The following is a 13,136-nucleotide window of genomic DNA, read 5'->3' on the forward strand; positions in this document are numbered from 1 at the left end:
CCGGTGTTTTTTCCGTTTAAGTAGACATGTAATGGACTATGGTGTCACATTTTAAATTATATTACGTCGGTGTGGGGTTACCTCGGGCCGTACAAGAATAAAAGGTAAGGTATATTAATGAGCCAGGATGAAAATATAGTATGGCACACGCAAACGGTGTCACGAGAACAAAAGCAAGGTCATAAAGGACATAAGCCGGTTTTGCTTTGGTATACGGGATTAAGTGGCTCAGGTAAATCGACTATTGCTAATGCGGTGGAATCAAAATTATTTGAATTAGGTTGTCATACTTATTTGTTAGATGGTGACAATGTTCGTATGGGTCTAAATAAAGGGCTCACATTTAGCGATGAAGACCGTATTGAAAATATTCGTCGTATTAGTGAAGTTGCTAAGTTATTTGTTGATGCTGGCTTAATAGTGTCGACAGCATTTATTTCTCCATTTGCTACAGATCGTGCCCAGGCTCGCAGTATTATGGCCAACGGTGAGTTTATTGAGGTGTTTATTGATACTCCAATAGAAGTATGCGAAAGCCGCGATCCTAAAGGTTTGTATAAAAAAGCGAGAGCTGGCGAAATACCTAACTTTACGGGGATTAGCTCTGCTTTTGATGTACCAATATCACCAGAGTTACATGTAAAAACAGCACAGCAAAGTATTGAACAAAGTGTTGAGCAAATTATTCAGTATTTAAAAGAAAAAGAAGTTATAAAATTATAGGTATTCAGATTTTGATACCTGAATAATTTAAAGATTAACCGCTTAGTTAAGCAAAGTACTTTGTTTTCTGACTTTGAGACTATTATGAAATACGATGTTTTTAATGGTGATGCTGATGGTATTATCGCATTACTTCAGTTACAACTCGCTAATCCGACAGACACAGTTAAAGTAACTGGGGTTAAGCGTGATATTCAGTTACTAAAAAAAGTAACACCACAATCAGGCGACTGTATTCGTGTGCTTGATATTTCAATGGAAAAAAATATGCCAGCTCTTCATGATGCTTTAACGGCTGGCGCTAAAGTTATGTATGTTGACCATCACAAAGCAGGTGACATTCCTAATCACGCAAATTTATTTCCTCATATAGATCTGGATGCAAATATGTGCACCAGTTTAATTGTGAGTGATTTACTTAATAATCAATTCCACCTGTGGGCAATTACTGCTGCATATGGGGATAATTTATTTGCAAAGGCTGATGCTGAAGCTGATAAGTTAAAACTGACTGAATTACAAAAATCGCAGCTAAAAGCATTTGGTACGTATATTAATTATAATGGTTATGGGAGTGAAGTTGCTGATTTACATTTTTCTCCAGAAGATCTTTACGAGCAACTTTTGCAATATAAATCGCCGCTTGATGCCATAAACGATGAAAACTCTGCTTACTATACTTTAGAGCGTGCTTATAAAGCTGATATGAAAAAAGCTGCAGGAGCCAAAGTCCTGCATGATTGTGATACTGCCAAAGTTATTTTATTAGATGATGAGCCTTGGGCGCGTCGTGTTAGTGGTGTATTAGGTAATGATTTAGCTAACCAAGCTCCGACTAAAGCGCATGGTGTTGTTACAAGCAATAATAAGGGAAGTTATACTGTTAGTGTACGCGCTCCGCTTAGTAATAAGCAGGGAGCTGTTGATATATGTAGTAAGTTTGCAACCGGTGGTGGGCGAGCCGCTGCTGCTGGAATTAATGAGCTGCCTGAGTCGCAACTTTCAAATTTTATAACTGAACTAGTAGGTTACTATAAGTAATGTATTTAGATGAGTTCTAAATCTTATTTATTAAGTGAATAAGTAATAGTTATCAACACAGAGGGTACAGAGAAGTGAAGGAGAGGAGCTAATAACTTCTCCGTGTAGCGCGAAGCGCCTCGGTGCTCTCGGTGGTAGAATTGTTTTGGGCTAAATGCTTATAAAGTGATTAAGACATTATTATCACCACCGAGAAGATAAGGAGAAGTGAAAGAGAAGATCTAAGAACTTCTCCGTGTAGCGCGAAGCGCCTCTGTGCTCTCGGTGGTAAAATTGTTTTGGGCTAAATACTCATTAAGTGATTAAGACATTATTATCACCACAGAGAAGACAAGGTGAAGTGAAAGAGAAGATCTAAGAACTTCTTTGTGTAGCGCGAAGCGCCTCTGTGCTCTCGGTGGTAAAATTGTTTTGGGCTAAATGCTCATAAAGTAATTAAGACATTATTATCACCACCGAGAAGACAAGGAGAAGTGAAGGGGAAGATCAAATAACTTCTCCGTGTAGCGCGAAGCGCCTCTGTCCTCTCGGTGGTAAAATTGTTTTGGGCTAAATGCTCATAAAGTAATTAAGACATTATTATCACCACCGAGAAGACAAGGAGAAGTGAAGGAGAAGATCAAATAACTTATCTGTGTAGCGCGAAGCGCTTCTGTGTTCTCGGTGGTAAAATTGTTTTGGGCTAAATGCTTATAAAGTGATTAAGACATTATTATCACCACCGAGAAGATAAGGAGAAGTGAAAGAGAAGATCTAAGAACTTCTCCGTGTAGCGCGAAGCGCTTCTGTGTTCTCGGTGGTAAAATTGTTTTGGGCTAAATGCTCATAAAGTAATTAAGACATTATTATCACCACCGAGAAGACAAGGTGAAGTGAAAGAGAAGATCTAAGAACTTCTCCGTGTAGCGCGAAGCGCCTCTGTGCTCTCCGTGTAGCGCGAAGCGCCTCTGTGCTCTCGGTGGTAAAATTGTTTTGGGCTAAATGCTCATAAAGTAATTAAGACATTATTATCACCACCGAGAAGACAAGGAGAAGTGAAGGAGAAGATCAAATAACTTCTCGATGTAGTACCTCTGTGTTATGGGTGATAAAATTGTTTTTAAGTGAACGCTCATAAAGTAAAATTAGAATGATTAACACTATAAATATTAAGGGAATAAAATGAAAATTGCCGTTGTAGGTACAGGCTATGTAGGCCTTTCTAATGCTATGTTGTTAGCACAACACAATGAAGTGGTTGCATTAGATATAGACGAACACAAAATTGCGCTTTTAAACAATAAGCAATCGCCTATTGTTGATACTGAAATTAGTGATTTTTTAACACGCAGTGATTTAAATTTTACAGCCACAACTGATAAAGTAGCCGCATACAAAAATGCCGATTTTGTAATTATTGCGACTCCAACCGATTACGATGTTGAAAATAACTACTTTAATACAAGCTCTGTAGAGGCTGTAATTAAAGATGCGATAGCGCATAACCCAAATGCAGTTATGGTGATTAAGTCGACTATACCGGTTGGTTTTACGCAAAATATTAAAGAGACGTTGGGTATTAGTAATTTAATATTTTCACCGGAGTTTTTACGTGAAGGTAAAGCGCTACACGATAACCTATACCCATCGCGTATTGTTGTTGGTGAGCAAACTGAGCGTGCAAGTGTATTTGCTAACTTACTTAAGCAAGGCGCTATCAAAGAAGATATTGAAGTACTTTTTACTGACTCAACTGAAGCCGAAGCTATTAAGTTGTTCTCAAACACTTATTTAGCAATGCGTGTAGCTTACTTTAATGAGCTTGATAGCTACGCTGAAGCGCATGGCTTAAACTCTAAGCAAATTATACAGGGTGTTAGTTTAGACCCACGTATTGGTGATCATTACAATAATCCATCGTTTGGATATGGCGGTTACTGCTTACCAAAAGATACTAAGCAATTACGTGCAAATTATGCAAATGTACCAAACAACATTATTGGTGCGATTGTTGATGCTAATACGACACGTAAAGACTTTATTGCGGACTCAATAATTAAGCGTAGCCCTAAAGTGGTTGGCGTGTATCGTTTAGTAATGAAAACAGGGTCTGATAACTTTAGAGCTTCTGCTATTCAAGGTATTATGAAGCGCATTAAAGCTAAAGGTATTGAGGTAGTAGTTTACGAACCAGTACTTGAAGAAAGCGAATTTTACCATTCTCGCGTAATTAAAGACTTAAATGAGTTTAAGCAAATATCTGACGTTGTTGTGTCTAACCGTATGGTTGAAGAACTCAGTGATATTGCAGACAAAGTTTATACACGCGATTTATTTGGTAGTGATTAAACTACTAACAAGCTATTAGCTTCTTATTGTTTAATACGTATGTAACCCCGTGGTAATCACGGGGTTTTTTATATCTATATAGTGTGAAGGTCTATAGCATTAAGTGCTATACATTTTATTTGGCTTAATAACAATAATACTTAATAAATTTGAGGGGTTAAATCTGACGCTAACTGTGTTAAAAATTCCGATATATAACAAATAAATAACGAAATTTTTGTCTTGTTACCTACACGATTTTATTACCTCAAAATAGATCACCTAATTAAGCGAATTGATATAATTTAAATGTAAGCACAAAACAGCTATTACTAATTAAAATTAGCCGTAACACCTAATTTAGCAAATGAGTCACCGTATACATCCTCACCGCCATAAAAATCTACACCCCAGCTTTTAACTCCCCAAGCTGCTCTAGAAAGCTTTCTATTATAAGTTATTTGTAACTCATAGCTGGTCGTATAAACATCACTTTTGTTTTTTAAACTGCTGAATGTAGTTTGCAGGCTCTCTTTTCGATTCAATTGCCAGTTCCAATTTAAGCTAACGGCCTTAGCAGCAACATAGTCGTCGTAGATATGCTCATCACCAGCCCAGTGGCCAATTACATTGCCGTTATTTCTATTTCCATCTAGATATATACCATTGGCATACCAAAGCTCTTGCCAGTTACTGTGTTCGATGCGTAAGCTGTGTTTGTCGCTGATAAATGGAAGAAATAAACCAAAGCTATATGCATTATTACGATCCCCTCCAAGGGTGTCTTCTAATGCTATTTCTGCATATAGTTCATAAGGTGTATCATAGAGTGTGTTCGAATACTCAAAAGCAATAGCACCTAGTTGATCACCTAATTCAAAGTTAACGTCGTTTGTGTCATCTTCGCCAACATTATCTTTGCTTCCGGGGCTAAAAAAACCTTCAGCAAAATCTTTTAATGATACATCTCTTGGTCCCCCACCGAACTGCATGAGACGGCTTAAACTGACAGTCAGATTGTCAGTTATTGCTAAGCTAGTATGTAGGCCGAATAAGTAAGGTTTTCCGGGTTCATACTCTCGATCTTCTGCGTTTTCGACTCTTTTGTTTTTTAAGATACCTCTTTGCTCAGAGAGTTGAGTAATAAACATATCGTATCGAATATTAAAGCTAGTTATGGGGGTTACATTACTTATGGATATAGACGGAGTTGTTTCGGCTTGTGTGCTGAGTAACATTGCGCTGTTGTTAAAAGGTGAATACCAATGCTCTCTATAACCGATATCTAGTTGTGCATATTTGAAGCCTAAGTACATGATACTTTGCGTTAGTAATATTTCATCCTCGTTGGCTATACCTACAGCACTCATACCGAAGTAATCACCAAAATTAGAATAAGCACCACCTTCAACTATTAGGTTTGTTTTTGTTGTTTGGCCGCGTTGATTTGGTATGTTCTTTTCATTCGTGCCTGCTGATAAAGTTACTTTAGCAAGAGTGGTTGCGCTTGATTGTATATAAGGATTAATTTGATAAGTAAGTGTGTGATAAAGCTCAGGGTAGTCATACCTTATGGTTTGTAATATTCGATAAATATCGTGAGATTTATAAGGTTTACTCATAATGTGTGTGTTTTTACTTACAGCTAAAAGTTGTTGTACTAAGTGCTCAAGTTCTGGGGCTTGATTTAAAGGTAAGTAGGGTGATACGCCACCTTTAGCAACAGCATTTGCACTGATTGCCATCCCGATAAACAGTGATATTTTTTTGAGCATAATTATTCCGTTAGCAAAAATTTGTTTAAGTAAAAACGTTAACGCGAGGTTAGCAATAAACGCCTAAGTAAGGAAGAAAAAAGCGATATATTAGTGGGGATATATAGGAGTAAGCTATCATTCGCAGGTGATAGACTTTCCGTTAAATTCCGAATTCGAGCGCGTTTTTGCATGTAGTGTTTTGCTATAAAGCAGGTGGCGAACGCATTTAATAAGTTATACCTACAAAAAATAGATTTATAAGTTATTTATTCACAAAGAGGCTAAGAGGGCGCTGCGCTTTAGAGAAGTAAAAATACATAATTACTATTATTTTAATGTCTTCTCATTTACTCCTCTTTTGCTTCTCTTTGTGCAATAAGGTTTTAAGTAATTTATTCTCAAAGAGGCTAAGAGGGCGCTTCGCTTTAGAGAAGTAAAAATACATAATTACTATTGTTTTAATGTCTTCTCATTTACTCCTCTTTTACTTCTCTTTGTGCAATAAGGTTTTAAGTAATTTATTCACAAGGAGGCTAAGAGGGCGCTTCGCTTTAGAGAAGTAAAAATACATAATTACTATTATTTTAATGTCTTCTCATTTACTTCTCTTTGTGCAATAGGGTTTTAAGTAATTTATTCACAAAGAGGTTAAGAGGGCGCTGCACTTTAGTGAAGGCAAAAGTAGGTAATATAAATGTTTAAAATTGCGTTTTTACGTGAGTAAGAGCGGCGCTTACCGGTAAGGTTTTATACCTCACTTTAAAGCCCTAATAAACAAAAAACCCGATGGTGCATAGTACCATCGGGGTTTTTTTAATCGTTTTAGTAAACTTAAACTTTAAATTCGTCTACCGACAAGCGAAGTTCTTCAGCAAGTTTTGCTACTTCTGAACTTGAGATATTAGTTTGATTTGCGCCTTCGGCTGTTTGCTCTGCGATGGCTACAATCGACTCAAGGCGTTCGCTAATTTCTTGTGCTACTTGTTGTTGCTCAAGTGCGGCAGTCGAAATTTCTTCACTTACGTCGTGAGCTTGCGAAACCGCAAATGTAATCGAATCAAGTGCGCTACTTGCTAGGTCTGTTTGTTCAACACACGATACCGCACGTTGTTTACCTTTACTCATTGCGGTTACGGCAGCTTCTGCGCCTGTTTGTAGAGACTCAATCATTGATTGTATCTCTTGGGTCGACTCTTGAGTTTTACTTGCTAGAGAGCGTACTTCGTCAGCTACAACAGCAAAGCCTCGGCCGTATTCACCTGCACGTGCAGCTTCAATTGCGGCATTTAGTGCAAGTAGGTTAGTTTGATCCGCTATTCCGCGTATTACATCTAAAATGCTGCCTATTGATGCGCTATCTTGATGCAGTTTATTAATGACTTGTGAGGCGTCGTCTACTTCACGCGCTAGCTGTTCAATCGTTGCTTTATTGTTATTCGAAATACCTTTAACGCGTTCAGCTTCTTTATCAGCATTTTTAATTTCGCTAAGCGCTTGTTGAGCGCTGTTACTAACTGTTTGCGATGTACTGCTCATTTCGGTTGTTGCAGTAGCTGCTTGTTCAACTTGTGCTTGTTGGTTACGAATTGCTTGGCTTGATTCTGAGGTAATGGCCGATGTTTGCTCTGATGCTGCTGCAAGCTGAGTAGAGCGCGAAATAATACCTTTAATTAGGCTGCGTAGGCTGTCAATTAGTGTATTACAACTTTTAGATAGTTCGCCAAACTCGTCTTGAGCACTGTCGTCTAAACGTTGTGTCATGTCGCCACTGGCAACAATATCTAAAATGCGATTAACTTCGGCAAGTGGTTTAGTAATGCGGCTAACAGTAATAATGGCAATCACAATTGCTAAAAGAGTGGCTATAACCATGCCAACCCACGTCCATAAATTAGCTGAGTCAACGTCGCTGCGCACACCTTGTTGTAATTTAAACGCAACGTCACTCGCTTGATTAACTAGTTCGTCAATTTGGTTAAGTGCCATTTTGGTGGCTTGCTCTGACTGCGCAAGCTCTGATTGCGTAAGCGTAATCGAATCAATTAAACGTTTTTTGTTTGCCGCTAAGCTGTTATTGCCCTTTATGTTATTTTCTAAAATATCAACATACTCTTTTAGGCTTGAATATAAGTCGCTATGCGTTTGCTCTATTGCTGGCTTAATTAAATCAACGGTACGGATTACTTCTTCAAGGTAATACGTTTGCTCGTTTTTAACAATATCGAGAGTATTAAGCGTTTTAACAGTTAGCATGTCGGTGCTGTTACTAACTACCGACATAAAGTTGTTTTCTAAATTATTTGCAGCTTGATAAGCGCGAGGGTGGTTTTGTTCAAATCCGTCAATGTCGATAATGTCGAGTACAACAGAGTTAGCATCTTCTGCACTTAGTTCTATATTTTCTAATTGTGCTTTTAATGCTTTATTTAATGCTAGTTGCTTGCCTTTATCTGCTAATAAATTTTCAACGGTGCTTAAAAAGCTTAAATAGGTTTTTTCTACGTTTTGGCTGCTTTGATTAAGTGCAGCATCGTTTTTTACTACATCTTGAAGCTCACGGTGCAGCGTGTTGAACAATTGTTTTTGTTCAAGGACCTGTGCTTTTATTGGCGCAAGCTCATTGGCTGATGTAGTGTAAAAGCTCGCTTGTGCGGCTTTACTCATTAAAATAAATTCGGCTTGTAGCTCAGAGCTTTTATTTAATGCTGGGAGTGATAGTTGGTTCACTTTTTGAGTGGAACGGTCAATATTTGCAATTTTTATTAAGGAATTACCACCAATTATTAATAATAATAGTGTGATAAATATAAAACCACCCCAAATACGCTGGCTTACTGTCAGGTTCATAAGATTTCCACTCAAAAAGTACTTCAATTAAGACTTATCGGCGTTTGTACCAATAAGTTAAGTAATTAAAATCAATTACTTTAATTAATTTTAACTATTAATTGATAAATCTAACAGATGTATTGTTTTTTTTCAGTTTATTTAGACGAAAGGTGGGAATTTTCTACAATTACTTTTTTAGTACTCAGCTCCATTAGGCTCATGGTGTTACCCCATACGCAGCCTGTATCTAGGGCGTGAACCCTTGGATTACCTGTTCTACCTTCAAGTGCGGCCCAGTGGCCAAAAATAATATCGTGTTTAGATTTAGCTATATTGGGGTGGTTAAACCAAGGAGTGAGAGTTTCGCTGTCGGTTATTGCACCCTTTGCATTAAGCTCGAGTTTGTTATCACTTGTTAAAAAACGCATGCGGGTAAAGTAATTAACTATGTATCTAAACTTTGCAAAGTCATCAAGGGTGTTAGACCACCTAGCGGGGTGAGCCTGGTACATGTGTTCAAAAAACGCTTTTGCGTTACTTGATTGATAACAGCTTTGTGCAAATTGAGCTTGTTTTAGCGCATCTTCAACAGACCAATCGGGATTTAACCCCGCGTGAGATATAAAGCAGTTATGTTTTTTAAGCTCTAAAGCCAAAGGCTGGGTTTGTAAAAAAGCGATGTAGTTAGCCAATTTAGGGCTTTCAAATATTGAGTTTAATTTATCTTTTGGATTAGTGGGTTTGTTAAGAAAGTAGCAGGCAACCATGTGAAGGTCGTGATTGCCTAAAGTAATGGTCATGCTATTTTGATGTTGGTAAATATAGTCTAAGCAGGCTAGGGAGTCTGGCCCGCGAGCAACTATGTCGCCAACTAAATATAGGTGATCTTTACTTGGGTTAAAATCAACCCGTTGTAAAAGGGTGTTAAATTCACTAAAACACCCTTGTAAATCACCTATCGCATAATCTGCCATCTAAGTGCTTAATGCAAAATGTTAGGGCAAGCCAAACGAAAGACATTAATAGGCGCCTGAAACTCAGAGCCAAATTCGTTGCGTAACGTGTAATGGCCTTGCATAGTGCCTACAGGTGTATCTAAAATTGCACCGCTGGTGTATTTATAGCTTTCGCCTGGGCCAATATCTGGCATTTCGCCAACAACGCCTTCGCCTTCAACTTCTACTTGTTTGCCATTTGCATCGGTAATTAACCAATAGCGGCTCAGTAATTTTGCACTGCATAAACTATGGTTTTTAATTGTTACCGAGTAAGCAAATACGTATTTTTCAAGCTCAGGTTGAGATTGGCCTTCTACGTAAAATGTTTCTACAGATACCTTTACAGGCGATCCAATGTTACTGCTTGTTGTCATAAATCCAGTTAGCTATATCAATAAATTGTTGTAAAGATAAGCGCTCAGCACGCAGCGTTATATCAATGCCAATGCTAGTTAGTTCTTCTGCGGTAAGTAAATTACCTAAACTATTACGTAGCGTTTTGCGGCGCTGGTTAAATGCTTCTAAACACACGGTGTTTAAAATTTTAACGCTTTTTGCTGTACGTTGCTCTGGCTTTTTAGGTATTAAACGAATAACAGCAGAGTCAACTTTTGGCGCTGGTTTAAAGCACTCAGGTGGTACTTCAACAACCGGCATTGCATTACAGTAGTATTGAGTCATTACGCTTAAGCGACCAAATGTTTTACTACCTGGGCCTGCTACCATGCGTTTTACTACTTCTTTTTGAAGCATAAAGTGCATGTGCTCAATATGATCTGAAAATTCAAAAAGGTGAAACAATAACGGTGTCGAAATATTGTAAGGTAAGTTACCAAACACTTTTAATTTTTTGTCATCGCGAACCAAGCTTGCAAAGTCAAACGTCATTGCATCGCCTTGGTTAACGGTTAATTTAGGACCCAAAAATGGGTGTTCAATTAATCGTTGTGCTAAGTCTTTATCTAATTCAACAACCGTTAAATGGCCGCTTAAGTCGGCTACTGGCTCAGTAATTGCGCCAAGGCCGGGGCCAATTTCTACTAAGTTGTCTTCTGGTTTAGGATCAATCGCAGAGACTATTTTATCGATGATAGATTCATCAAATAAAAAGTTTTGCCCAAAACGCTTACGAGCGCGGTGTCCTAAATGTACTTTATCGGTCATTGATTTTGTGCTTTTTCTTGGGCGAGCTTAATTGCTTCGCGGATCGCTAATTCAAAACTGCCAACGTCAGCTGTACCAGTCCCTGCTAAATCGAGAGCAGTACCGTGGTCAACTGAGGTGCGGATAAATGGTAAGCCAAGGGTAATATTTACCGATTTACCAAATCCTTTGTATTTTAGCACAGGTAATCCCTGATCGTGATACATAGCAAGTACTGCATCTGCTTCAGATAGGTATTTATGTTGAAATAAGGTATCGGCCGGTAGTGGGCCAATTAAATTCATCCCTTCGCTTCTAAGTATTTCAAGCGTTGGGGTGATTGTTTCTATTTCTTCACGGCCTAAATGGCCATCTTCACCTGCATGTGGGTTTAAGCCACACACTAAAATACGTGGTTTTTCTATCCCAAACTTAGTTTGTAAATCGTGATTTAAAATACCCGCTACTTTAGTTAAGCGCTCAGGAGTAATGGCACGCGACACATACGCAAGTGGAATATGCGTGGTTACAAGTGCAACGCGTAAACCTTCAGTTGCAAGCATCATAACCACATCTGCAGTATTTGATTGCTGCGCAAAATACTCAGTGTGTCCGCTAAATGAAATGCCCGCTTTGTTAATAATGCCTTTGTGAACAGGGCCCGTAACAACCGCATCGAACGTGCCATCCATGTTTTTTTCGCTTGCTATACGCAAGGTATCTAACACGTATTGGCCGTTACCGTCGTTTAGTACGCCAAGCTCTACATCCGCACCTAAATCAACCTGATGAATATACAAACTGCCCGCAGGTGCTGCTATGGCGGGGGCATTATCATCAAATTCAATTAAATTTATTGTTAAGCCTAAATGCTTTGCACGCTTTTTTAATAGTTTGCCATCAGCAATCGCTATAAGTTGAGCGTCCCACGCTTGCTGAGCAAGCGTGAGTAGCAGATCTGGGCCAATACCGGCTGGTTCACCCGGTGTAATAGCAATTCTTAGAGTCATATTTATTGGTCTATAGGGAAAATTTCAACGTGAGCTTGCTCGCGCATTTCTTGCTGCCAGTTAAAACTTTCTTCCTTAAATTTACGGTTAAACAACATGCCATGAGCACGGTTACGTTTAGCTAGTTCAGTTTTATCAGCTACACGTTTGCCAAGTAACTGCACAATATGCCAACCAAACTGTGTTCTAAACGGTTCGCTTATTTCATTTTCTTTAAGAGAAAGTAATGTATCTTTAAACGCAGGTACGTAGGTAGTTGGATCTGTCCAATCGTACTCGCCACCTTTAAGTGCAGAGCCAGGATCTTCTGAGTACTCTTTAGCAAGTTCACCAAAGTCGGCTGTTCCTGCGCGTAAGTCTTTTGCAAAGCCTGCAAGCATTGAGCGTGCTTTTTCTTCACTTAAAATAATTGAAGGTTTAATAAGTATATGGCGTGAACGTACTTCAGTTGTTTCTACAACTTGTAGACCACGAACGTCTTGTACTTTAATGATATGAAAACCAGCACCAGAGCGAAGTGGGCCAACAATAGCGCCTTTCTTTTGGCCTTTTACTGCTTCAGCAAAAAGCGATGGCATTTCGTTAATGCCCATGTAACCAAGTTGCCCACCTTCAAGTGCTTTTGAGCCGCTTGATGATGAAATAGCAATACGCTTAAATTCTTGGCCATCGTTTAATAGCTCAATAACTTTATCTGCACGTGTTTTTGCATCAGCAATTTCGTCAGCTGTCGCATCGTTAGGGATATCTATTAAAATATGACCAATGTCGTACTCTTCAGCACTTTGACCTTGGGTTTCCATAATTTTTAGAAGGTTATCAACTTCTTGTTCGCTAATATAAATACGACGATCAACGCTTGCACGTGTTACTTGCTGCGTTGTGATTTCTTTACGAATTTCTTCACGGTAAGCTTGAAAGCTTTCGCCCGAACCTTCAATAGTGCGGCGTAAGTCGGCGATTGTTCCGCCTTGCTCTTTTGCCATGTTAGCGAGAGTTTGATCGAGTTGGCTGTCTGAGATTTGTAACCCCATACGCTCAGCCATTTGCATCATAAGCGCTTGATTAACTAAACGCTCTACAGCTTGTACACGAAGTGTTTCATCTTTTGGTAATTGCTGGCCTTGTTCTTGTGCTTGCTTTTTAACACGATCAATTATGGTGTCTACTTCGCTTTTTAAAATTACGCCTTGGTTTACAACGCCAATAACTTTATCTATTTCTACTGGTGCAGCCATTACACTTTGACAAAGGCTGGCACTTAAAACTGCTGATGTTAATAATTTTTTTAAATTCATATTCTTTTTACTACTCTTGCTGATAGTACT

The 13,136-nt window shown here is 38.7% G+C and carries 10 protein-coding genes; 3 read left to right on the top strand and 7 right to left on the bottom strand.

Annotated elements, in window-relative coordinates:
* The first annotated feature begins 117 nt into the window (after positions 1 to 117).
* The 3 genes from cysC (at position 118) to H5157_RS00015 (ending at position 4,092) form a co-directional block, all read left to right on the top strand.
* Positions 118 to 723: an adenylyl-sulfate kinase gene (gene cysC, locus H5157_RS00005; RefSeq protein WP_024596724.1), complete on the top strand. Its 606-nt coding sequence runs from the start codon at positions 118 to 120 to the stop codon at positions 721 to 723.
* Between the two features lie 84 nt (positions 724 to 807).
* On the top strand, positions 808 to 1,764 hold the full coding sequence (locus H5157_RS00010; RefSeq protein WP_154904286.1) for a DHH family phosphoesterase: 957 nt from the start codon (positions 808 to 810) through the stop codon (positions 1,762 to 1,764).
* Positions 1,765 to 2,925: 1,161 nt separating this feature from the next.
* Positions 2,926 to 4,092: a nucleotide sugar dehydrogenase gene (locus tag H5157_RS00015; RefSeq protein WP_182719919.1), complete on the top strand. Its 1,167-nt coding sequence runs from the start codon at positions 2,926 to 2,928 to the stop codon at positions 4,090 to 4,092.
* Positions 4,093 to 4,403: 311 nt separating this feature from the next.
* Here the strand turns inward: H5157_RS00015 and H5157_RS00020 are convergent, their stop codons facing one another.
* The 7 genes from H5157_RS00020 to surA form a co-directional block, all read right to left on the bottom strand.
* Positions 4,404 to 5,846: a capsule assembly Wzi family protein gene (locus H5157_RS00020; RefSeq protein WP_182694753.1), complete on the bottom strand. Its 1,443-nt coding sequence runs from the start codon at positions 5,844 to 5,846 to the stop codon at positions 4,404 to 4,406.
* 813 nt (positions 5,847 to 6,659) lie between these two features.
* Positions 6,660 to 8,675, bottom strand: a complete 2,016-nt coding sequence (locus H5157_RS00025; RefSeq protein ID WP_182719918.1) for a methyl-accepting chemotaxis protein — start codon at positions 8,673 to 8,675, stop codon at positions 6,660 to 6,662.
* A 137-nt stretch (positions 8,676 to 8,812) separates the two neighbouring features.
* Positions 8,813 to 9,631: a symmetrical bis(5'-nucleosyl)-tetraphosphatase gene (locus H5157_RS00030; protein ID WP_182694752.1), complete on the bottom strand. Its 819-nt coding sequence runs from the start codon at positions 9,629 to 9,631 to the stop codon at positions 8,813 to 8,815.
* Positions 9,632 to 9,639: 8 nt separating this feature from the next.
* On the bottom strand, positions 9,640 to 10,029 hold the full coding sequence (gene apaG / locus H5157_RS00035) for a Co2+/Mg2+ efflux protein ApaG (protein ID WP_002960839.1): 390 nt from the start codon (positions 10,027 to 10,029) through the stop codon (positions 9,640 to 9,642).
* Entirely contained in the window at positions 10,013 to 10,819 is an 807-nt protein-coding gene (gene rsmA, locus H5157_RS00040) for a 16S rRNA (adenine(1518)-N(6)/adenine(1519)-N(6))-dimethyltransferase RsmA (RefSeq protein WP_002960838.1), read from the bottom strand. Before rsmA ends, apaG begins: the two co-directional genes overlap by 17 nt.
* Positions 10,816 to 11,808 (bottom strand): 4-hydroxythreonine-4-phosphate dehydrogenase PdxA, encoded by a 993-nt coding sequence (gene pdxA, locus H5157_RS00045; RefSeq protein WP_182719917.1) that lies wholly within the window; start codon positions 11,806 to 11,808, stop codon positions 10,816 to 10,818. Before pdxA ends, rsmA begins: the two co-directional genes overlap by 4 nt.
* A gap of 2 nt (positions 11,809 to 11,810) precedes the next feature.
* Positions 11,811 to 13,106 carry a peptidylprolyl isomerase SurA gene (surA, locus tag H5157_RS00050; RefSeq protein WP_002960833.1) on the bottom strand — a complete coding sequence of 432 codons (1,296 nt, stop codon included), beginning with the start codon at positions 13,104 to 13,106 and terminating at the stop codon, positions 11,811 to 11,813.
* Positions 13,107 to 13,136: the final 30 nt, after the last annotated feature.

This window comes from Pseudoalteromonas sp. SG43-3 (assembly GCF_014164385.1).
In the GTDB taxonomy this organism is placed as follows: Bacteria; Pseudomonadota; Gammaproteobacteria; order Enterobacterales; family Alteromonadaceae; genus Pseudoalteromonas; species Pseudoalteromonas distincta.

Excerpts from the sequence above, each read along its gene's own strand:
- H5157_RS00010 (WP_154904286.1), top strand. The coding sequence starts at position 808 with ATGAAATACGATGTTTTTAATGGTGATGCTGATGGTATTATCGCATTA.
- cysC (WP_024596724.1), top strand. The coding sequence starts at position 118 with ATGAGCCAGGATGAAAATATAGTATGGCACACGCAAACGGTGTCACGA.
- surA (WP_002960833.1), bottom strand. The coding sequence starts at position 13,106 with ATGAATTTAAAAAAATTATTAACATCAGCAGTTTTAAGTGCCAGCCTT.
- H5157_RS00025 (WP_182719918.1), bottom strand. The coding sequence starts at position 8,675 with ATGAACCTGACAGTAAGCCAGCGTATTTGGGGTGGTTTTATATTTATC.
- rsmA (WP_002960838.1), bottom strand. The coding sequence starts at position 10,819 with ATGACCGATAAAGTACATTTAGGACACCGCGCTCGTAAGCGTTTTGGG.
- H5157_RS00015 (WP_182719919.1), top strand. The coding sequence starts at position 2,926 with ATGAAAATTGCCGTTGTAGGTACAGGCTATGTAGGCCTTTCTAATGCT.
- pdxA (WP_182719917.1), bottom strand. The coding sequence starts at position 11,808 with ATGACTCTAAGAATTGCTATTACACCGGGTGAACCAGCCGGTATTGGC.
- apaG (WP_002960839.1), bottom strand. The coding sequence starts at position 10,029 with ATGACAACAAGCAGTAACATTGGATCGCCTGTAAAGGTATCTGTAGAA.
- H5157_RS00030 (WP_182694752.1), bottom strand. The coding sequence starts at position 9,631 with ATGGCAGATTATGCGATAGGTGATTTACAAGGGTGTTTTAGTGAATTT.
- H5157_RS00020 (WP_182694753.1), bottom strand. The coding sequence starts at position 5,846 with ATGCTCAAAAAAATATCACTGTTTATCGGGATGGCAATCAGTGCAAAT.